Annotated in this window: 19 protein-coding genes; 6 read left to right on the top strand and 13 right to left on the bottom strand. The window is 70.9% G+C overall.

Annotation, left to right across the window (positions count from 1 at the left end):
- Positions 1-73: 73 nt before the first annotated feature.
- Positions 74-1,165: a DUF222 domain-containing protein gene (locus PKE79_RS05575; protein WP_271172684.1), complete on the bottom strand. Its 1,092-nt coding sequence runs from the start codon at positions 1,163-1,165 to the stop codon at positions 74-76.
- A gap of 142 nt (positions 1,166-1,307) precedes the next feature.
- Between PKE79_RS05575 and PKE79_RS05580 the strand changes: the two genes are divergently transcribed.
- Genes PKE79_RS05580 through PKE79_RS05590 form a run of 3 tightly spaced genes read left to right on the top strand, consistent with a single transcriptional unit; the run spans position 1,308 to position 3,013 of the window.
- Entirely contained in the window at positions 1,308-1,760 is a 453-nt protein-coding gene (locus PKE79_RS05580) for a GNAT family N-acetyltransferase (RefSeq protein WP_271172685.1), read from the top strand.
- 54 nt (positions 1,761-1,814) lie between these two features.
- Entirely contained in the window at positions 1,815-2,468 is a 654-nt protein-coding gene (locus PKE79_RS05585; RefSeq protein ID WP_271172686.1) for a GNAT family N-acetyltransferase, read from the top strand.
- Positions 2,465-3,013 carry a GNAT family N-acetyltransferase gene (locus PKE79_RS05590; protein ID WP_271172687.1) on the top strand — a complete coding sequence of 183 codons (549 nt, stop codon included), beginning with the start codon at positions 2,465-2,467 and terminating at the stop codon, positions 3,011-3,013. Before PKE79_RS05585 ends, PKE79_RS05590 begins: the two co-directional genes overlap by 4 nt.
- A gap of 11 nt (positions 3,014-3,024) precedes the next feature.
- On the opposite strand, the gene PKE79_RS05595 is transcribed toward PKE79_RS05590, so the two are convergent.
- Both PKE79_RS05595 and PKE79_RS05600 read right to left on the bottom strand, forming a co-directional pair.
- Positions 3,025-4,830 carry an ABC-F family ATP-binding cassette domain-containing protein gene (locus tag PKE79_RS05595; protein ID WP_271172688.1) on the bottom strand — a complete coding sequence of 602 codons (1,806 nt, stop codon included), beginning with the start codon at positions 4,828-4,830 and terminating at the stop codon, positions 3,025-3,027.
- 138 nt (positions 4,831-4,968) lie between these two features.
- Positions 4,969-5,988, bottom strand: a complete 1,020-nt coding sequence (locus PKE79_RS05600; RefSeq protein WP_271172689.1) for an ABC transporter substrate-binding protein — start codon at positions 5,986-5,988, stop codon at positions 4,969-4,971.
- Positions 5,989-6,080: 92 nt separating this feature from the next.
- On the opposite strand from PKE79_RS05600, the gene PKE79_RS05605 reads away from it, so the two are divergent.
- From PKE79_RS05605 to PKE79_RS05615, 3 genes are read left to right on the top strand one after another with little or no spacing between them, the layout of a single operon-like run.
- Positions 6,081-7,142: a FecCD family ABC transporter permease gene (locus tag PKE79_RS05605; protein ID WP_271172690.1), complete on the top strand. Its 1,062-nt coding sequence runs from the start codon at positions 6,081-6,083 to the stop codon at positions 7,140-7,142.
- Positions 7,139-8,209 carry a FecCD family ABC transporter permease gene (locus tag PKE79_RS05610; RefSeq protein WP_271172691.1) on the top strand — a complete coding sequence of 357 codons (1,071 nt, stop codon included), beginning with the start codon at positions 7,139-7,141 and terminating at the stop codon, positions 8,207-8,209. Before PKE79_RS05605 ends, PKE79_RS05610 begins: the two co-directional genes overlap by 4 nt.
- Positions 8,206-8,997 (top strand): ABC transporter ATP-binding protein, encoded by a 792-nt coding sequence (locus tag PKE79_RS05615; RefSeq protein ID WP_271172692.1) that lies wholly within the window; start codon positions 8,206-8,208, stop codon positions 8,995-8,997. Before PKE79_RS05610 ends, PKE79_RS05615 begins: the two co-directional genes overlap by 4 nt.
- 60 nt (positions 8,998-9,057) lie before the next feature.
- Here the strand turns inward: PKE79_RS05615 and mmsB are convergent, their stop codons facing one another.
- The 10 genes from mmsB to metG all read right to left on the bottom strand — a co-directional run bounded on the left by mmsB (position 9,058) and on the right by metG (position 20,976).
- The gene (mmsB, locus tag PKE79_RS05620; RefSeq protein WP_271172693.1) at positions 9,058-10,275 is read right to left on the bottom strand and encodes a multiple monosaccharide ABC transporter permease; all 1,218 of its coding nucleotides are present in this window, start codon (positions 10,273-10,275) and stop codon (positions 9,058-9,060) included.
- Positions 10,262-11,788 carry a multiple monosaccharide ABC transporter ATP-binding protein gene (gene mmsA, locus PKE79_RS05625; protein ID WP_271172858.1) on the bottom strand — a complete coding sequence of 509 codons (1,527 nt, stop codon included), beginning with the start codon at positions 11,786-11,788 and terminating at the stop codon, positions 10,262-10,264. Before mmsA ends, mmsB begins: the two co-directional genes overlap by 14 nt.
- A gap of 99 nt (positions 11,789-11,887) precedes the next feature.
- Positions 11,888-13,006, bottom strand: coding sequence for a multiple monosaccharide ABC transporter substrate-binding protein (gene chvE / locus PKE79_RS05630; protein WP_271172694.1), 1,119 nt, complete (start codon positions 13,004-13,006; stop codon positions 11,888-11,890).
- Positions 13,007-13,182: 176 nt separating this feature from the next.
- Entirely contained in the window at positions 13,183-14,172 is a 990-nt protein-coding gene (locus PKE79_RS05635) for a LacI family DNA-binding transcriptional regulator (protein WP_271172859.1), read from the bottom strand.
- A gap of 154 nt (positions 14,173-14,326) precedes the next feature.
- Positions 14,327-15,514, bottom strand: coding sequence for an aromatic amino acid lyase (locus PKE79_RS05640; protein WP_271172695.1), 1,188 nt, complete (start codon positions 15,512-15,514; stop codon positions 14,327-14,329).
- Positions 15,511-16,500, bottom strand: a complete 990-nt coding sequence (locus PKE79_RS05645; RefSeq protein WP_271172696.1) for a hypothetical protein — start codon at positions 16,498-16,500, stop codon at positions 15,511-15,513. The genes PKE79_RS05640 and PKE79_RS05645 overlap by 4 nt, the downstream gene beginning before the upstream one ends.
- A 187-nt stretch (positions 16,501-16,687) precedes the next feature.
- The gene (locus PKE79_RS05650) at positions 16,688-17,620 is read right to left on the bottom strand and encodes a 4-(cytidine 5'-diphospho)-2-C-methyl-D-erythritol kinase (protein ID WP_271172697.1); all 933 of its coding nucleotides are present in this window, start codon (positions 17,618-17,620) and stop codon (positions 16,688-16,690) included.
- Positions 17,617-18,489: a 16S rRNA (adenine(1518)-N(6)/adenine(1519)-N(6))-dimethyltransferase RsmA gene (gene rsmA / locus PKE79_RS05655; RefSeq protein ID WP_271172698.1), complete on the bottom strand. Its 873-nt coding sequence runs from the start codon at positions 18,487-18,489 to the stop codon at positions 17,617-17,619. The genes PKE79_RS05650 and rsmA overlap by 4 nt, the downstream gene beginning before the upstream one ends.
- Positions 18,486-19,379 carry a TatD family hydrolase gene (locus PKE79_RS05660; protein ID WP_271172699.1) on the bottom strand — a complete coding sequence of 298 codons (894 nt, stop codon included), beginning with the start codon at positions 19,377-19,379 and terminating at the stop codon, positions 18,486-18,488. Before PKE79_RS05660 ends, rsmA begins: the two co-directional genes overlap by 4 nt.
- Before the next feature lie 19 nt (positions 19,380-19,398).
- Positions 19,399-20,976, bottom strand: coding sequence for a methionine--tRNA ligase (gene metG, locus PKE79_RS05665; RefSeq protein WP_271172700.1), 1,578 nt, complete (start codon positions 20,974-20,976; stop codon positions 19,399-19,401).
- Positions 20,977-21,017: the final 41 nt, after the last annotated feature.

The following is a 21,017-nucleotide window of genomic DNA, read 5'->3' on the forward strand; positions in this document are numbered from 1 at the left end:
GGCCCTCGAACAACTCGCCCTCGTCTACCCCGAGCGCATCGAGCCCTACCTCTGACCCCGAGGACCCAACTCCTTACACACACAACTTGACAAGCTCAGCGAGCTCAACCGCCTGCACGACGGGGATCACCCCGTGCCCGCACAGCACGGCTGCCCCGCCCACGAGGCGCTCCGTCGGGCGTCCGAACGCGTCACGCCCAGACCCCTGAGCGGTCGCGTCCGCGGTGTCATCGTCGGGACACGGGTCGGCGAGCTCGTCGTCGCCCCCTCCGCCGATCTCCGCGGCGCCGGCGGCGCGGTGCTCGGCAGCGGCGATGAACGCGCGGGCGGGGATCGTGATCTGCACGCTCGCGCGGATTCCCGCGAGTCCCGTCGGCACTCCCTGCGGGCCGGCTGTGGGCGCCCCCGCGAGAGCGAGATCGCACAGCACATCCACCTGCCGCTGCTCGGCGGTGCGCTCGTCAGAGCCGTCGACATCCGCCGCCGCGAGCTCCTCAGCCAGCTGCCGGGAACGATCCACGATCCCCTCGCCGACCAGCGCGGACACGTACATCCGCACCCAGCCCATCCCGTGCCGGCCCCGCTGGAACACCACTCGACGCCGCCGAGCCTCCTCGTGCCGCTCCCGCAGCGACCGCGGCTGCAGCCGCTCCGCCACGGCCTCCGCCACGGGACGCAGCCGGCCGGGTGTCAGCGCGTGCTCGGCCAGCACGCCCAGCACCAGCTCCTCGAACCGCGCCCGCGCCGTCGCGGACTCCAGCTCATCCCCGAGCTCCACGATCACGCGCGCCTGCCCTGCCGAGATGCGCCCCGCCTGCATCGACGCGAGGACCCGCGGATACCGATTCACCAGCGCGACCGCGTCGGCCATCCACGCCTCGGCCGTCGCCCGCGCGCATCCCAGCACGCCCGCGATCTCCTCTGCCAGCGCCCGGAAGGACCACCCTCGGCCCTCCTCGCCGTCGGCCAGCGCTCGCGCCTCCCGCGCGTACTGCTCCTGCGCGACCTCCACCATGTGCGCGATCAGGAGCGCCTGCATCGCCTCGAGCGACGCCAGGGACCGCCCGTTCACCTCCAGTGCATCCGCGAGCGCCCCCAGCCGAGCGCGCTCATCCGGCGTCGGCAGCCACCCCGTCGACACCCGCGCACTCGAACTGATCTCCATACATCCATCATCACAAGGACCACCGACGTTCGCAGATTCTGACGACGCGGGCTCCGTGAGGATCGATCACGAATCGGCAACGGATCGTGCGGCGAGGGCACCGCCGTCGGGGTCAGCCTCCCGTGGAGGGGACGATCTGAGGATGACACTGAGCGTTCGCCCTGTCGATGCGCGTGACTCCGACGAGTGGGCCGCCCTCTACCGCGGATATCGCGCCTTCTACCGGCTCCCCGATGATCCCGCTGCCGTCGCCACGACGTGGACCTGGGTCCGCGAAGGAGCGCATGGCCTCGTCGGGCTCGTCGCCGTGGACGAGCGCGATCGCCCCGTCGCGCTCGCGAACCTGCGATGGTTCGCTCGGCCATCCACCGCGACGACGGGCCTCTACCTCGACGATCTCTTCACCTCTCCGGATGCCCGCGGAGCCGGCGCGGCAGGCATGCTGCTGAAGCACGCTGCCCAGCTCGCCGCTGCGGGAGGGGCGAGCGTCGTCCGCTGGATCACGACGGCGGACAACGAGGTCGCCCGGTCCGTGTACGACGCCCATGCTGTCGCGACGCCCTGGGTGACCTACGACATGAAGCCGTCGGGGTGAGCGCGCCGCGCGTCCTGATCGCACGCACGCCCGCGCGTCGCATAGCCTGACCGGATGGGGATCGAGACCGTCTGGCCGCTGTTCGCGCTCGAGCTCGCCACGCCGCGCCTCACCCTGAGGCCGCTGCGCGACGAGGATCTCGCACCGCTCACGGATGCGGCGATCGAGGGGATCCACGATCCGGACCGCATGCCGTTCAGCGCGCCATGGACCGACGCCGAGCCCGAGATCCTGCGACGCGAGTTCGCGCGGTTCCACTGGAGCCGGCGCGCGCAGCTCCGGCCGGAGGCATGGGGCATCAGCTTCGCCGTCCTCGAGGACGGCAGGCCCATCGGGATCCAGGATCTCGACGGACGCGACTTCCCCGCCCTGCGCACGGTGCACACCGGCTCGTGGCTGACCCGCTCCGCGCAGGGGCGCGGGCTCGGGCGCGAGATGCGGGCCGCGGTCCTCCTCTTCGCCTTCGACGTGCTCGGCGCAGAGTGGGCGGAGTCCGGAGCCGCCAGCTGGAACGCGGCGTCGCTCGGGGTCTCGCGCGCACTGGGCTACCGCGAGAACGGCATCGAGCGCGTCCGGGCGCGTCCCGACCAGGTCGACGATCTCGTGCGCCTGCGCGTCTCGGCCGCGGAGTTCGCGCGCCCCGACTGGGACCTCCGCGTGAGCGGCGCGGAGACGGCGATCGGCGCGCTCATGCCGGACCAGGCATGAACGCGCTGCCCGATGAGGTGATCCCCGTGCGGGAAGGGGTCGCCCTGACGGCCTTCGCGCCCGACGACGCGGCCGTCATCCACGCCGCGGTGGACGACGTCGAGATCCGCCGCTGGCTCCCGCTCCCCCGTCCGTACCCGCTCGAGCTCGCAGCCGACTGGAGCACCCGCGTCGCCGAGACCATCCGCACGTCGGGATCCGGGCTCGTCCGCTGCATCAGGGCAGGCGAGCGGATGGCCGGCTGCATCGACGTCAAGCGCGTCGACTGGCGGGCGCGCACCGCCGAGCTCGGCTACTGGCTCTCACCTGCGCACCGGGGCCGCGGGCTCGCCGCAGGCGCCGTCGATGCCCTCGCCTCCTGGCTGATCGACGCGCACGCGTTCGAGCGCGTCGAGCTCCGCATCGCGACCGGCAACGCGGCGTCCACGCGCGTCGCCGAGCGCGCCGGGTTCGTCTACGAGGGCACGGCGCGCAATGCGGGGTTCACGGATGGCGGCCGCGTCGACCTCGGGATCTGGTCGCGGATCGCCTCCGACCGGCGCTGACCGCGGGCGCGCTACTCGACGAGCTCGCTGAGCTCGAGCCAGCGCTCCTCGATCTGCGCCGTCTGCTCTTCGAGCGCCCGGATCTCGGCCGACAGCGCGCCCAGGCCCTCGTAGTCGCTCTGGTCGTGCGCGGCCATCCGGTCGTGCACCTTCGCGATATCGGCCTGGAGCTTCTCGAGCTTGCGCTCCGCGGCGGCGAGCTCCTTCTGCGCGGCCCGCAGCTCGGCGCCTGACAGCCCGGAGCCAGGCGTCGCCGCGGCGGCCCCCGCCGCGGCAGCCGGGGCACGGTCGCGCGCGGCCTCCTGCGCATCACGCAGTCGGAGGTACTCGTCGACGCCGCCGGGAAGATGCCGCAGCCGCCCGTCGAGAACCGCGTACTGCTGGTCGGTGACGCGCTCGAGGAAGTACCGGTCGTGCGAGACGACGAGGAGCGTGCCCGCCCAGGAGTCGAGGAGATCCTCCATCGCCGCGAGCATGTCGGTGTCGAGGTCGTTGGTGGGCTCGTCGAGGATGAGCACATTGGGCTGATCGAGGAGGATGAGCAGGAGCTGCAGGCGCCGCTTCTGCCCGCCCGAGAGGTCCTTGACGGGGGTCGACAGCTGCACCGACGAGAAGCCCATGCGCTCGAGCAGCTGGCCCGGAGTGAGCTCCTGCGCCTTCGAGCCCGACCCGATCGTGTAGCTCGTGCGCAGGTTCGAGATGACCACTCGCACCGGGTCCTGCATGTGCGGCTCGAGCTCGTCCATCCGCTGCGTCAGGGTCGCGACCTTCACGGTCTTCCCGCGCTTGACCCGGCCTGCCGTCGGCTCGACGGTGCCCGCGATCAGACCGAGCAGCGTCGACTTCCCGGCGCCGTTCACGCCCAGGATGCCGGTGCGCTCGCCCGGTGCGATGCGCCACTCGATCCGCCGGAGCACCTCGCGGTCGCCGTAGGAGACCGAGGCGTCGAGCAGGTCGACGACGTCCTTGCCGAGGCGCGAGACGGCGAGCGACTGGAGCGCGACCTTGTCGCGCACGTCGGGGACGTCGGCGATGAGCTCGTTGGCCGCGTCGATGCGGAACTTCGGCTTCGACGTGCGCGCGGGCGCTCCCCGGCGCAGCCACGCGAGCTCCTTGCGGGCCAGGTTCTGGCGCCGCTGCTCGATCGCCGCGGCCTGCCGGTCGCGCTCGACGCGCTGCAGGATGTACGCCGCATAGCCGCCCTCGAAGGGCTCGACGATCCGGTCGTGGACCTCCCAGGTCGTGGTGCACACCTCGTCGAGGAACCACCGGTCGTGCGTCACGACGAGCAGCCCGCCCGCGTTCGCGGACCACCGGCGCTTGAGGTGCGCGGCGAGCCACGCGATCGCCTCGACGTCGAGGTGGTTCGTGGGCTCGTCGAGCGCGATGACGTCCCAGTCGCCGGCGAGGAGCCGCGCGAGCGCCACCCGGCGGCGCTGACCGCCCGAGAGCTCGGCGAGCCGGGCATCCCACGGAAGGTCGCGCAGCAGACCCGCGATGACATCGCGCACGCGGGCGTCGCCCGCCCACTCGTGCTCCGGGGTGTCGCCGACGACGGCGCTCCCGATCGTGTCGTCGTCGTCGAGCGTGTCCGCCTGGTCGAGCACGCCGATCCGCACGCCCCCGCGCACCGTCACGCGGCCGCTGTCGGGTTCGAGACGACCCGCGAGCATCGCGAGCAGACTCGACTTTCCGTCGCCGTTGCGGCCGACGATGCCGATGCGGTCGCCCTCGTTCACGCCGAGCGTGACGGAGTCGAAGACGATGCGGGTGGGGAACTCGAGATGCAGGGCCTCGGCCCCGAGAAGATGCGCCATGTCCCTACCAGGGTAGGCGACCGGCCTGGGCGGAGGGGATGGCCGGGGCCGACCATCCCCTCGCGCATCAGCGGTTCACGTGTCCGATCACCTTCACGGCACCGTCCGAGATGCTGACGATGGTGCCGGGATCCCGCGTCAGTCCTTGAGCTGCGGGTCGACCCCGAAGTGCTCGGCGAGCGTGGTGATGACCTCGTGCGCGCCCTGGATCGACACCGACGCGAGGAAGACCGCGTCGTCGACGTAGAGCTTCTCGCCCTCGAGGCGGTCCCACAGGGGGTTCGACTCGAACTGCTCGCGCTGCGCGCGCGACGCGTCACCCTCTGCTCCCTCGGGCTCCCACGAGCTCACGAGGATGAGCCCGGCGTCGACGTCGAGGATCTGCTCCTGCGAGATGGGGACGAAGATCTCCTCCGTCGTGTCGGGCGCCGTCTCGGGGCGCGGGAGGCCCATGTCGGTGAGGATCTCGCCGATGAAGGAGTTGCTCGAGTAGAGCCGCGCGGTGTCCTCGCCGGCGAAGCGGACCAGGTCGACCGTGAGGTCGGGCTGCGCCTCGAGGATCTCGGCGCCGACCGCTGCGGCGCGCTCCTCGTAGGCGGCGACGGCGGCCTCGGCCTCGTCCTTCTTGCCGAGCGCCTCGCCGAGGAGCACGACGTTCTCGCGCCAGGTCGGGCCCGTGCTCTCCGAGAACACGGTCGGCGCGATCTGCGACAGCTGCGGGTAGAGCGCCTCCTGGCGCACCTTCGCGGAGATGATGAGGTCGGGCTCGAGCGCGAGGATCGCCTCCAGGTCGGGCTCGGCCATCGTGCCGACGCTCACGGCGTCGCCCGCGAACTCGCTGACGTCGCCGAGGTAGGGGGCGAACGGGTCGTCCGGGTCCTGGCGGTACTGGGCGTAGCCGACGAGGTGCGAGCCGAGCAGCAGGGTCGCGTCGACGTAGCTCGGGTCGAGCGCGACGATCCGGAGGGGCTCCTCGGGGATGGTCGTCTCGCCCATGGCGTGCTCGATCGTGATCGGGAACTCGGACGCCTCGGCGCTGGCCGCCGGGGTCTCCTCGGGGGCGGATCCGCTCTCGGCGGTCGCGGGGGCGCAGGCGAGAAGGCCGAGCGCGAGGCCGGCGATGCCGAGGGCGGACGCCGAGGTGCGCAGGGTGTTCATGCGGTCTTCCTCTATCGGGTGTCAGGAGGCCGTCGCGGGGACGGCGCGCGGATGGGGTCAGCGCGAAGGGTAGACTAACCTAAGAACTCCCGATGTCCCGACCGCCGGAGGCTCCCCTGACATCCGTCTCCGCGATCGCGCGCCCGAGCGAGCGCCGTGCCCGACCCCGCTCCCGACCGGCGGCCGCGCTCCTGTGCGCACTGCTCCTCCTCGTCGCGGTCGTCCTGAGTCTCGCCGTCGGCGGCCGGGTGACGTCCGTCGGCGAGCTCCTCGGCGCCCTGTTCGCGCCGACCGGAACGGACGCCGACGTGACGATCCTCGGCCTGCGCCTCCCCCGCACCGTGCTCGGGCTCGTCGTGGGTGCGTGCCTCGGCATCGCCGGCACGCTGACGCAGGGGCACACGAGGAATCCGGTCGCCGACCCGGGGCTCCTCGGCATCTACCAGGGGGCGGCGCTCGCGATCGTCGTCGTCACGGCGTCCGGAGCGAACCCGCCGGCCCTCGCCCTCGCTCTCTGCGCCTTCGCGGGCGCCCTCACGGTGGCCGTGCTCGTCTTCGCGATCGCGCGCGTCGCCCCCGGGCGCGAGGGCACTCTGTCGTTCGTGCTCGCGGGCGTCGCGATCTCCGCGCTGGCGTCGTCGCTCGTGACGGCGATCTCGCTGCTCGATCTGCAGGCGCTCGACCAGCTCCGGTTCTGGCAGGTCGGCTCCCTCGCCTCGCGCAGCGGCGCGATCGGCGCCGTCTGGCCGCTCATCGTCATCGGCCTCGTGCTCGCCATCGCCAACACGCGCGCCCTCAACGTGCTCGCGCTGGGCGACGACGCCGCATCCGCTCTCGGCCAGGCGCCCTGGCGCGCCCGCGCCGTCGGCATCGCCGCGATCGCCCTGCTCGGAGCATCCGCCGTGACCCTCGCCGGGCCGATCGCATTCGCGGGCCTCATCGTCCCGCATCTCGCGCGCTCGCTCGTGGGGCCCGACTACCGATGGCAGCTGACGGTGTCGGCGCTGCTCGGGCCCGCGATCGTCCTCATCGCCGATACGGTCGGCCGCGTCGTCGCACGGCCGGGCGAGATCTCGGTCACCGTCGTCCTCGCGGTCGTGGGCGCGCCGCTGTTCGTCGCGATCGCCCGCTCGCGCAGGAAGATCGCGCTGTGAGCGCGCGGATGGCCGTGCCCGCGCCGGTCAGGATCGGGCGCCTCTCGGCGCTCGTGCGGATGCGGGCCGTGGTCGCGACGGTCGCCCTCGCGCTGCTCGCGGGCGCCGCGTTCGCGCTGCATCTCTCGATCGGCACGACGGTGATCCCGCCTTCCGAGCTCATCGCGACACTGCTCGGGAATCCGCCCGACGATGCGACGGCCCTCGTCGTCCACGGCTTCCGGCTCCCGCGCGCGACGGCCGCGCTCACCGCGGGCCTCGCGCTCGGCATGTCGGGCGCCCTCACGCAGACCATCGCCCGGAACCCACTCGCGAGCCCCGACATCCTCGGCGTGACCTCCGCCGCCGCGCTCGGCGCGGTCGCCGTCCTCGTGCTCGCGGGCGGCGCGAGCGCGGGCGCGAGCGGCATCGCGGCGTCCGTGCTCATGCCCGCCGCCGCCCTCGGCGGCGGCATCCTCGCGGGAATCGCGACCGCCGTGCTCGGATGGCGCGGCGGAATCGACCTGCACCGCACGGTGCTCGCGGGCATCGGGGTGTCGTGGCTCGCCACGAGCCTCACGACCTGGCTGCTCACGCTCGGCGACGTCACGAACGCCGCGATCGCCGTGACCTGGATGAGCGGCTCCCTCAACGGGCGCGAGTGGAGCGCGATCGCGCCGAGCGTCGCAGCGATCGCCGTCCTGCTCGTCATCGGATCGGCGCTCGCGCACCAGCTCGCGCTCACCGCATTCGACGACCAGACGGCAGCCGGCATCGGCGTGCGCCTGGGCCCCGTGCGTCTCGCCGTGCTCGCGACGGCCGTGCTGCTCGCCTCGTTCGCGGCCCTCGTCGCGGGCCCGATCTCGTTCGTCGCGCTCGCGGCGCCGCAGATCGCGCGCCTCGCGACGCACACGCCCACGCCTCCCCTCTGGGCGAGCGCGCTCGTAGGCGCGGTCCTGCTCCTCGCAGCCGACGTCGTGACCGCTCATCTCTTCCCCATCCCGCTTCCCGCGGGCATCGGCACGGCGCTCGTCGGCGTCCCGTACCTGCTGTGGCTCATCGTCCTGAACCGGAGGAGGATCGCATGACGTCCGCTCGCCTCGAGGCCTCGGCGCTCTCGCTCGCCTACGACGGCCGCGTCATCGTCGGCGACCTGTCGCTGGCCATCCCCGCCGGTCGCGTCACGGCGATCATCGGGCCCAACGGATGCGGCAAGTCCACGCTCCTGCGCGGGTTCGGGCGGCTGCTGCCGCCAGCCGCGGGCGAGGTGCTGCTCGACGGCGTCCCGCTCGCACGGCTCGGACACCGCGAGATCGCGCGTCGCATCGCGCTCCTCCCGCAGGCGCCGTCCGCGCCATCGGGGCTGACCGTGCTCGAGCTCGTCGCGCGCGGACGGACGCCCCATCAGCGCTGGTACGACCGGTTCTCTCGGGAGGACGAGCGCATCGTGCGCGAGGCCCTCGCCGCGACCCGGCTCGACGACCTCGCGGACGCTCCGCTCGACGAGCTGTCGGGCGGGCAGCGTCAGCGCGCGTGGATCTCGCTCACGCTCGCGCAGCAGACCGAGACCATCCTGCTCGACGAGCCCACGACCTACCTCGACGTCGCGCACCAGCTCGAGGTGCTCGAGCTCGTGAGGTCGCTCAACCGCACGTCGGGGCGCACGATCGTCATGGTGCTCCACGACCTGTCGCTCGCCGCCCGCTACGCGGACTGGCTCATCGCCATGCGCGACGGCGCCGTCGTCGCCGCGGGCGAGCCCTCGGAGATCGCGACGCCCGAGACCCTGCAGCGCGTGTTCGGCATCCGCTCCGCGCTCGTCGCGGATCCCGACGGCGGCGCGCCGCACGTGCTCCCCCTCGGCCTTCCGGTCTGACGGACGCCGAAGGGCCGGAGCGTCCGAAGACGCCCCGGCCCTTCGCGGTCGGATGGCCGGTCAGCTCGCGCGCGTGCGGCGCTTGTTCCAGACGTCGAACGCGACGGCCAGCAGGAGCACGAGGCCCTTGATGAACTGCTGGTAGTCGGTGCCGATGCCGAGCAGCGACATGCCGTTGTTCAGGACACCCATGATGAGACCGCCCGTGATCGCGCCGATCACGGTGCCGACGCCGCCCTGGACGGCCGCACCGCCGATGAACGCCGCCGCGATCGCGTCGAGCTCGAACAGGTTGCCCGCGCCGGGGCCCGCCGAGTTGAGGCGGCCCGTGAAGACGAGGCCGGCGAGCGCGGCGAGCACGCCCATGTTGACGAAGAGGTAGAAGTCCACCTTCTTCGACTTGATGCCCGACAGGTCGGCCGCGTGGCGGTTGCCGCCGATCGCGTAGATGTGGCGGCCGAAGACCGACCGGTTCATCACGAGCGAGTACGCGAGGATGAGCACCGCGAGCACGATCAGGACGATCGGGGTGCCGCGCGATCCGGGGGCCACGCCGAGCAGGTACGTCATGTAGGCGATGAGCGCCGAGATGAAGACGAGCTTCGTGTAGAACCACGACGCGGGCTCGCTCTCGAGGCCGAGCTTCACGCGCTTGCCGCGCTCGCGCAGCGAGTTGCCGATGTAGAGCACGAGGGCGAGGATGCCCAGGCCCACCGTGATCCACTCGGCGGGCGAGCTCGACGCAGGGAAGAGCTCGGGGAAGAGGTAGCCGCCGCCCAGCTGGCGGTACTCCGTCGGGAACGGGGTGATCTGCGTGTTGCCGAGCACGATCTGGGTGAGACCGCGGAAGAGCAGCATGCCAGCGAGCGTCACGATGAACGCCGGGATCCCCACGTACGCGACCCAGAAGCCCTGCCAGGCTCCCACGAGCGCTCCGATGAGGAGCGAGACGAGGATGCCCGCCCACCACGGCCATCCCCAGTGCACGATGAGCACACCCGAGACGGCGCCGACGAAGGCCGCGACCGATCCGACCGACAGGTCGATGTGGCCGGCGATGATGATCATCACCATGCCGATCGCGAGGATGAGGATGTAGCTGTTCTGGACGACGATGTTCGAGACGTTGCCGGCCGTCAGGAGGCGACCGCTCGTGACGATCTGGAAGAACAGCACGATCGCGATCAGCGCGATGAAGATGCCGATCTGCCGGAGCCGTGAGGTCAGGAACGCGATCGCACCGCGCACGGGCGATTCGGTGGCGCTAGCTGAGGACATGGTCGGCTTCCTTCTCCTTGGTCATGAGCTGCATGAGCGACTCGGGCGTCGCCTGCTCGATCGGCAGCTCGCCGGTGATGTGCCCCTCCGAGATCGCGTAGACGCGATCGCTGATGCCGAGCAGCTCGGGCAGCTCGGACGAGATGACGATGATGGCCTTGCCCTGCGCCGCCAGCTCGTTGATGAGGGTGTAGATCTCGTACTTCGCGCCGACGTCGATGCCGCGCGTGGGCTCGTCGAGGATGAGCACCTCGGGGTCGGAGAACAGCCACTTCGAGAGCACGACCTTCTGCTGGTTGCCTCCCGAGAGCTTGCCGACCACCGAGGCGACCGACGGCGCCTTGATGTTCATGCTCTTGCGGTACCGCTCGGCGACGGCGAACTCCTCGTGCGCGTCGACCCACCCGCGTCGGGCGAGCTTGCCGAGCGACGCGAGGGAGATGTTCCGCTTGATGTCGTCGATGAGGTTGAGCCCGAAGACCTTGCGGTCCTCGGTCGCATACGCGATCCCCGCGTCGATCGCGTCGGCGACGGTCTTCGTGTTGACCTCCTTGCCGCGCACGTACACGCGGCCGCGGATGTTCGATCCGTAGGAGCGGCCGAAGATGCTCATGCCGAGCTCCGTGCGCCCCGCGCCCATGAGGCCCGCGATGCCGACGACCTCTCCCGCGCGGACCGAGAGGTTCGCGCCGTGGATGATCGTGCGCCCGGACTCGGTGGGGTGGTCGACCCACCAGTCCTCGACGCGGAAGACCTCTTCGCCGACATCGACCGTGCGGTCGGGGTACCGGTGCTCGAGGTCGCGTCCGACCATCCCCTTGATGATGCGGTTCTCGGAGACGTCGTCGGTCTTGAGCTCGAGCGTCTCGATCGTGCGGCCGTCGCGGATGATCGTCACCCGGTCGGCGATCGCCTTGATCTCGTTGAGCTTGTGGCTGATGATGATCGACGTGATCCCCTGCCCCTTGAGGTGGCGGATCAGGTCGAGCAGGTGAGCGGAGTCCTCGTCGTTGAGGGCCGCGGTGGGCTCGTCGAGGATGAGCAGCTTCACGCTCTTCGACAGGGCCTTCGCGATCTCGACGAGCTGCTGCTTGCCGACGCCGATCTCCTTGACCGGGGTCGCGGGGTTGTCGCCGAGCCCGACGCGTGCGAGGAGCTTCTGCGCCTCGACATTCGTGTCGTGCCAGTCGATGAAGCCGTTCTTCTGGCGCTCGTTGCCGAGGAAGATGTTCTCGGCGATCGACAGGTGCGGGCTGAGCGCGAGCTCCTGGTGGATGATGACGACGCCTGCGCGCTCGGAGTCGCGGATGTCGCGGAACTGGGCGGTCTCGTTCTCCAGGACGATCTCGCCGTCGTAGGTGCCGTGCGGGTAGACGCCCGACAGCACCTTCATGAGGGTCGACTTGCCGGCGCCGTTCTCGCCGCAGATGGCGTGGACGGTGCCGCGCTCGACCTCGAGCGTCACGTTCTGCAGTGCCTTGACGCCCGGGAACTCCTTGGTGATGCCGCGCATCTCGAGGATGGTGTTCACAGGTTCGCTTTCTCGCCGTGAGGATGAGGGGTGACGGGCGCGCGGGTCCGCCCCGCCGTCGAGGCGGACCCGCGCTCCGTGCTACTCGAGCTCGCCGGCCTCGTAGTAGCCGCTGTCGATGAGGACCTCCTCGTAGTTGTCGGCCGTGACGATGACCGACTCGTGGAGGTACGAGGGCACGACCTTGACGCCGTTGTCGTACGTCTCGGTGTCGTTGACCTCGGGCTCCTCGCCGTGCATGAGCGCGTCGACCATGTCGGCCGCGGTCTCGCCGAGCAGGCGCGTGTCCTTGAAGATCGTCGAGTACTGCTCGCCCGCGAGGATCGACTTCACGCTGCCGACCTCGGCGTCCTGGCCGGTGATGACGGGCAGCGCGTCGGCCGAGTAGCCGCCGCTCGTGAGCGCCGAGATGATGCCGATCGAGAGGCCGTCGTACGGCGAGAGCACGCCGTCGAGCTTGGTGTCGCCGATGATCGTGAGGATGTTCTCCATGCGCTCCTGGGCCGTCTCCGGCAGCCAGCGCAGGATCGCAGCCTGGTCGAAGTCGGTCTGGCCGGACGGAACCGCGAGAACGCCCGAGTCGAGGTAGGGCTGGAGGGTGTCCATCGCGCCGTTCCAGAAGAACGTCGCGTTGTTGTCGTCGGGGCTGCCCGCGAAGAGCTCGATGTTGAACGGGCCCTTCTCGCCGGTCTCCTCGCCGTTCTCGTCGAGCACGCCGAGGCCCGTGAGCAGGCTCGTCGCCTGCTGCACGCCGACCTGGTAGTTGTCGAACGTCGTGTAGTAGTCGACGTTCTCCGTGCCGTTGATGAGGCGGTCGTATGCGATCACGGGGATGTCCTGATCGGCGGCCGTCTGCAGGACGTCGGTGAGGGTCGTGCCGTCGATCGACGCGACGATGAGGGCGTCGGCGCCGCTCGAGATCATGTTCTCGATCTGCGACACCTGGGTGGGGATGTCGTCGTTCGCGAACTGGAGGTCGACCTGGTAGCCCATCTCCTCCAGGGTCGCCTTGACGTTGTCGCCGTCCGCGATCCATCGCTCGGACTGCTGGGTCGGCATCGCGACGCCGATGGTCAGCGAGCTCGTGTCGACCTCGCCGCCCTCCTCAGCGGCTCCGCCTCCGGTGCGGTCGCCGCTGCAGCCGGCGAGGGCCAGTCCGCCGACGGCCACGATGCCGACGAGCAGAAGGTGCTTCTTCACGGGTGTTCTCCTCTGAATCCAGGACGTGTGCCTCCGCGTCACAGCGGGGGGATGCGCCGTCGAGGAGTCGCGGGACATCCTCGTCGGGGTCGCACGTCTCCGTGTGACCGTTCACATCGCGTCTTATCGTGCACCCGCCGCGCCGGGCTGTCAAGCCGACGCCGTGTCACATCTCGCTAACGACGCGGTGCGGCCGAGTCGCGCACGACGAGGGCGGGAGCCGGCGGCTCCTCCGCCGAAGGGGCCTCGCCGCGGAGGGATGCGAGGAGTCGCGCGATCGCACGACGGCCGAGATCCGCGAAGTCGATGTGGACCGTGGTGAGGGGCGGCCAGACATGTGCCGCGACGGGAATGTCATCGAAGCCCACGATGCTCACATCGCGCGGCACATCGAGACCCGCATCGCGGAAGCCGTGCATGAGCCCGATCGCCATGAGGTCGTTGGCCGCGAAGACGGCGGAGAAGTCCTGCCGCCGCGCGAGCTCGAGCCCCGCGTAGTGGCCGAAGTCTGCCGTCCAGTCGCCGCGGATCGGCGGGATCGTGGGCAGATCCGCATCGCGCAGAGCCTGCAGGTACCCGCGCATCCGCGAGTCCGCCTCGATCCAGTCCTGCGGGCCGGACAGATGGAGGATGTCGACGTGCCCCAGCTCGATGAGGTGCCGCGTCGCCATCCGCGCCCCCTCGAGCTGGTCGGGTGCGACGCTCTCCTCGAGCGCGCCGGATGCCGTCTGGAGGCTCACGAACGGCACGCCGATCGCCATGCCGCGAAGGACATGGAACACGCGCACCTGGGGGGCGAGCACGACGATGCCGTCGACCTGCTCGCGCAGCAGCTGCCGCACGGCGCCGCCGATCGCCTCCGGCGACGTGTCGGGGAGGTTGAGCGTGGTGACCGAGTAGCCCTCCTCGCGCGCGGCCTCCTCGATCGCCGCGATCGAGGCGGTCGGGCCGAACTCGCCGACCGTGGCCGACAGGATGCCGATGAGATTCAGCTTGCTCGTGACGAGCGCGCGCGCAGCCTGGTTCGGCCGGTAGTCGAGCTGGCGGATCGCATCGAGGACGCGCTGCTTCGTCTCCTCGCGGATCGACGGATGCTCGTTGAGCACGCGCGAGACCGTCTGATGGGACACGCCGGCGAGGCGCGCCACATCGCGGATGCTCGGCATCCGCGGTCGCTCCGTTGCGTGGGCCACAGCCGTCTCGTCCTCACCTGATTCCACGATGCGCACGGTCACATCGCCTCCCACAGTATGGCGCACGGACGCGCACGGGGCCATCCCGGCCACGACGGGGCGTGGCGCGAGGGCGCCGCGGCGGCGCTCAGGACACCAGGGAAGCGGCGATCCCGGCCGACGGCACCCGAAGACGCAGGGCGTCGGCGCTCGGAGCACGCACGCAGTGCACGGCGTCCGCGACAAGGTCTGCCAGGCTGTCGAGGATCTGCACGCCGCGGGCGAGGATGCCCGCCGATTCGAGGCTGAGATCCCCGACATCCTCGACGCCATGAGATTCGGCGAAGGCGAAGTCCTGCGGAACGGCGAGAAGCGAGAGCTGACGGATGAGGGCCTCGGCGATCTTGGCGGGCTGCACACGCGCGCTCGCGCCGCGCTCGTCGGAGTCCGTCGCATACACGACCGCGGCCTTGGCGTACGCGGCGATCTGCGCGCACAGCTGCACCGCCTGCCCGAGCGCACCGGTGAGTCGGAAGTCCAGGAACGACGACTGGCTGACCGCCCGCACTCCGGTGCCGTGCGGAATGAACAGCGGATTGCCGCTCGGATGCTCGAGACGACTCCGCAGAGTGTCGACGAGGGCGAACACCACATTCTCGGCCTGAAGCCGGATCGGTTGCAGGTCCCGCAGGGTCACCGGAAGCTGCACGCCGCGATCCGGCGACTTCGGGACGGCTCGGCATACGAGATCGAGCAGCTCGTCGACAATTCCCGAGAGCTGCGCGGCGACCGCGAGACCGGCGCTCGTCGAGACGAAGTGGCCGTTGATGATCGAGATGAGATCGCCGGCCCTGTGGATGTGCAGCAGGCCGGCCTGCTCCAGGACGTGCACGAACCATGCCCCCGGCACGACGTCGCCCGAGCTGTAGCTGGCTGTCCAGTTCCCCGTCCACGACGCAGGGAATCGAGCGCTTCCGAAGTCGGCACGGGCGGAGACCAGGAGGGCGTGCGTCTCGGGATGGATGCCGGAGGACCCTTGTGCGAGCTGGGCGAGCTTGACGTCGAGCAGGAGCGCACCCCACTCCGGCGGGAAATGCTCGAGTGGGCCCACGAGGTGCGCCGCGAGAAGCTCGCGCTGGGCTCCTGCCACGGCCTCCACGTCATCCAGGTGACCCAGCAGCGTCGTGAATCCGTAGATCGGCGCGCGTCCTGGTCCGGCCATGAGCTGCTCGACGAGGCCTCGTTCTCGAGCGATGCGATCCTGCGCATCGCTCGACATGCCGTGCTCGAGAAGGCGGGCGATCTCCGCGGCCGCAGCCGCGATCCGAGCGCTCATCGTCGCCTCGCGAAGAGGAGCACGAGGAGCGCGGTGATTAGGAGCGCACCCGCGAGCATCACGTCCGCATCCGAATCCCGCAGCGCAGCGAAGATGCCGGATTCTCCCCCGGGTACGCCGGTCACGTCGCCGGAGAAGGCGGTGCCGATGAAGGAGAGCGCCGTGTCGACGACCACGAGGAATCCGAGGACGAGGAGGGTCGCCTGCACGGCGCCTTGGTATCTCGACTCCGCACGGGTCTGGAGGTTCGCGATCTGCTGCGCCAGGTCGCGCACCCGATCGAGCATGCGCCCGACGAATCTCTCGTAGCGCCACGCCCGCAGAAGGACCTCAGCGCTCTGGCGCCGGACACCCTGGACGTTCTGTATGAGGTCGTCGAAAAGCAGCTGATGAGAGCTCGCGTCGATCTCGATCGACGCCGCCTCGCGCGCGAGCCGCCGGATCTCCTTCCGGCGAGGACGCTCCTGCGCGCCGATCACAGCTCGGAAGGCCGCGTCATTCCTCGTCATGATCGCGGCCGCGTCGTTCCAGATATGCTGCGCATCGATGATCCCCCGCACGATGTGGTAACGAGAGGGCTCGGAGAGCCGATCCCATCCACGGATGACTCCGTTGCCCCACCCCATCTCGACGGCGACCTCTCCGAAAGAGACCCCGGCGGCCTGCGTCACGTCGGTGCACTCGCTCTCCGCAGCCATCCAGTGCACGGGCTCTTTGCCGCCCTCCGGTACGAGGGCGTAGCGCGCGACCCAGGGCACGTGCTCCTGTCCGACGCCGAGATGATCCGCCACATACTGCCGGGCGTGTCCGCTGAGCGCGGTCTCGAGACCGACGATGTCGTCCTCGAAGGCCGATACGGATCCGACTGCCTCCAGCGCGAGATAGCTCCGCCCGCCGACTTCGCAGAGTGCCGCCTTGTCGATGTCGAATGCGACCTCCGGACGCGCCGGAAGCGCCGGCGCGTCGACCCACCTCTGCACGAGCACTTCGGGATTCGAGGTCGAGCGTGAAACGAGGAACGCCTCGTCACTCGACGCCGACCCCGATTCGAGCAAGGGCGCACCGTATCCGTTCAGCGGGACGATGAGGAGGAACCGCATCAGCGCATATGCCCTTCTAAGACTGTCTGGACTGCTCGATCCCGCCCACGCTACCGGAGGCGACGACGTGCGCTCAGCCGACGACGCGCGCGCCGCGCACGGGGCCGTGCGCGAGGAGCACATCCCGACCGGCGGCGTCCAGCACGTCGCGGAGCTCCGCGGCATCCTCGGGCGATGCCGCGAGGAAGGCGACGGTGGGTCCTGAGCCCGACACGAGACCCGCGAGCGCCCCCGACGACTCCCCGAGCTCGAGCGTCTCGGCGAGATCGGGGCGCAGCCCGAGCGCGGCGACCTGGAGGTCGTTGCGGAGCGTCTCGGCGAGCATCGCCGCGTCGCCCGCGCGCAGCGCCTGCAGCACGCCGGCGTCGACCTCGGGCACGACGCGCGTGGGGGCGATGTCGAGCCGGTGCCGTTCGCGGTGGCGGTCGAGCGCCCCGTACACCTCGGGCGTCGAGAGGCCCTCCTCGTTCACGGCGAGCACCCAGTCGAAGCGGCCGCGTGCGAGGGCCGGGCTCAGCTCATCGCCGCGACCGGTCCCGATCGCGGTGCCGCCCTTGAGCGCGAACGGCACGTCGGCGCCGAGCTGCGCTGCGAGGCGATGCAGCTCGGCCTGCCCGACCCGCGTGCCCCAGAGCGCGTCGCACGCCACGAGCGCGGCGGCGGCATCCGCCGAGCCGCCGCCCATGCCGCCAGCGACGGGGACCTCCTTGAACACGTCGAGGTGGACGCCGCCCCCGTACCCGGTCTCCGCCGCCAGCAGGCGGGCCGCTCGGAGCGCGAGATTGCGGTCGTCGACCGGCACGCCCGACACGTCGACGGTGCCCTCGACCTCGAGCGTGAAGCCGTCGGCATGCGTCGCGACGACATCCTCGTAGAGCGAGACGGCCTGGAAGGCGGTCGCGAGCTGGTGGTAGCCGTCGCTCTGCCGGCATCCGACCTCGAGGAAGACGTTGATCTTGCCCGGTGCGCGCACGCGCACCTGCGGCTCCGACGACGCGAGGCTCATGGCGCCGTCGCCTCCGCGCCGCTCGTCTCGGCGAGCGCGCGTGCGATCCGCAGGAAGTCGTCGATGTCCAGCGACTCGCCGCGCGCGGTCGGCGCGACGCCCGCGCGCTCGAGCACCTCGGTCGCGCCCGCCGAGCCGCCGAGCTCGCCGGCGAGCGCCTGGCGCAGCATCTTGCGTCGCTGCTGGAACGCGAGATCGACGATCCGGAAGGTCCGCAGCCGCTCGTCCTCCGTGCCGCGCGCCGCGGCGTCGCGCTGGAACGCGACGAGCACGCTGTCGACGTTCGGCACCGGCCAGAAGACCTGGCGGGAGACGCTGCCGGCGAGCCGCCACGCGCCGTACCAGGCGGCCTTCGCGCTCGGGGCCCCGTAGACCTTGCTCCCCGGCTCGGCCGCGAGGCGCTCGCCGACCTCGGCCTGCACCATGACGACACCGCGGTCGAGCCGGGCGAACGTCTCGAGGAAGTGCAGCAGCACCGGCACCGACACGTTGTAGGGCAGGTTCGCGACGAGGATGGTCGGATCGCCGGGCAGCTCGGTGACGCGCAGCGCATCGGCGTCGACCACCGTGAGCGCGCCGTCCGGGACGCCGCGCTCGGCCGCCGTGCGCGGCAGCCGCTCGGCGAGCCGGTGGTCGATCTCGACGGCGGTCACGGTCGCGCCGGCCTCGAGGATGGCCAGGGTCAGCGAGCCGAGCCCTGGGCCGATCTCGACGACCCGCTCCCCCGCCTCGACGCGCGCGGTGTGCACGATGCGCCGCACGGTGTTGGCGTCGACGACGAAGTTCTGGCCGAGCTTCTTCGTGGGCGTGACATCGAGCTCGGCGGCGAGCTCGCGGATGTCGCCGGCCCCGAGGAGCCGCACGGTCATGTCCACTCCCCGTACACGGCGCGCGTGTTCGCGGCCAGCTGGGCGGAGAGCTCGTCGACGTCGGCACCCAGCTCCGCGGCCATGAAGCGGACCGTGACGGGCACGAGGTACGGCGCGTTCGGGCGCCCTCGGTGCGGCGTCGGAGTGAGGAACGGCGCATCCGTCTCGACGAGGATGCGGTCGCGCGGCGTCACCCGCAGGGCGTCGCGCAGGTTCTGCGCGTTCTTGAACGTGATGTTCCCCGCGAACGACACCCAGTAGCCCGCGTCGGCCGCCTCGTGGGCCATGTCCTCGTCGCCCGAGAAGCAGTGGAAGACCGTCCGCTCGGGGGCGCCGACGCGCCGCAGCGTGTCGAGCACGTCGCGATGGGCGTCGCGGTCGTGGATCTGCAGTGCGACGCCGTGGCGCTTGGCGATGTCGATGTGCGCCTCGAAGGAGGCGTGCTGTGCCGGTCGCCCCTCCTCGCCCGTGCGGAAGTAGTCGAGCCCCGTCTCGCCCACGGCGCGCACGCGCGGGTGCCCCGCGAGCTCGTCGATGACTCCGAGCGCCTCCTCGAGGCGCCCCTGCTCGGCGTACGTCGGCGCGTCGTTGGGGTGGATGGCGACGGCCGCGAGCACGCGCGCATCCCGCTCGGCGGCGGCGACGGCCCACCGCGAAGAGTCGATGTCGCCCGACGACTGCACGACGCCGGCGATGCCGACCGCGCTCGCCCGATCGAGCTGCTCCTCGAGCGAGAGCGGCTCGTCGCCGTCCTCGATCTCGAGGTGGCAATGGTTGTCGTACACGGGCACCGCGAGCGGCTCGGGCGCGGCCGGGTAGCGCAGGTCCTTCCGCCCGTCCCGGCTCCGCTCGCGCACGTAGACGGTCGGGTCCGCCCCGTTGTCCTTCACGCCATCCCCCTCGATCGGATCACTCCGGCTGCTCGACCCGCGGGAAGAGCGGCTGGAGCGTGGACGTCGCCGTGCCGGCGGGGATGCCGCCCCACGCGCCGGCCTCGCGCACGGGCTGCTCGACGAGCGCGCCCAGGGCGCTCTCGACGCCCAGCGCGTCCCAGAGCTTGCCGGTGGCCTGCGGCATCACGGGCGAGAGCAGCACGGCGAGCGCGCGCAGCCCCTCGGCGCACGTGTAGAGCACGGTCGCCAGGCGGTCGCGCTGCGCGTCGTCCTTCGCGAGCGCCCACGGCTCGTTCTCGGTGATGTAGCCGTTGAGCTCGTCGACGATCGTCCAGATCGAGCGGATGGCCTCGTCGATGCGGAAGCGGTCGATCGCCGCATCGGCCTTCCGAGCCGCTTCCGCGACGGTCCGCTGGATCGCGAGATCGCCATCCGCGTACTCCGCGGGAGCGGGGACGACGCCGTCGAAGTACTTGCCGATCATGGCGATGGTCCGCGATGCGAGGTTGCCGAACCCGTTCGCGAGCTCCGCCTGGTACCGAGCCGACAGGTCCTCCCAGGAGAACGAGCCGTCCTGGCCGAACGAGATCGCCGACAGGAAGTAGAACCGATACGCGTCGGAGCCGAAGACGTCGGTGATCGCGTTGGGCGCGATGCCCGTGAGCTTCGACTTCGACATCTTCTCGCCGCCCACGAGCAGCCATCCGTGCGCGAAGACGTTCTCGGGCACCTCGATGCCCGCGGCCATCAGCATCGCCGGCCAGATCACGGCATGGAACCGGAGGATGTCCTTGCCCACGACGTGGTGCGCGGGCCAGCGGCGCGCGAAGTTGTCGGGGTCGGAGCCGTACCCCACCGCGGTCGCGTAGTTGAGGAGGGCGTCGACCCACACGTAGATGACGTGCGACTCGTCCCACGGGACGGTGATGCCCCAGTCGAACGTCGAGCGCGAGATCGAGAGGTCCTTCAGGCCCTGCTGCACGAAGGCGACGACCTCGTTGCGCGCGGATTCGGGCTGGACGAAGTCGGGGCGCTCCCGGTAGAGCTCGAGGAGGCGGTCCTGGAACTCGCTGAGCTTGAAGAAGTAGTTCTTCTCCTGCAGCAGCTCGAGCGGCTTCGAGTGGATCGCGCACACCTTGAGCCCCTCGAACGGCCCGGTGCCGTCGACGATCTCGCTGTCGGGCTTGAACTCCTCGCACCCGACGCAGTAGAGCGCCTCGTACTCGCCCGCGTAGATGTAGCCGCGGTCGTACACCGCCTGCAGGAACAGCTGGACGCTCTTCTCGTGACGCTCCTGCGTCGTGCGGATGAAGTCGTCGTTGGCGACGTCCAGCGTCCGCAGGAGCGGCTGCCACGACTCCGCGACGAGCTTGTCGACCCATTCCTGCGGGGTCGCGCCGTTCGCGGCGGCGGCGCGGATCATCTTCTGGCCGTGCTCGTCGGTGCCCGTCAGCATCCACGTGTCGTCACCGGCCTGGCGGTGCCAGCGCGCGAGCGTGTCCACCGCCACGGTCGTGTACCCGTGCCCGATGTGCGGGACATCGCTCGGATAGTAGATCGGCGTGGTGATGTAGAAGGAACGGCCGGAAGTCACCAGGAGAGTCTATTCCGGGCCGCGCGTGCTCCGCGCCGAGC

It is taken from the genome of Microbacterium barkeri, assembly GCF_027921765.1.
Lineage (GTDB): Bacteria > Actinomycetota > Actinomycetes > Actinomycetales > Microbacteriaceae > Microbacterium > Microbacterium barkeri.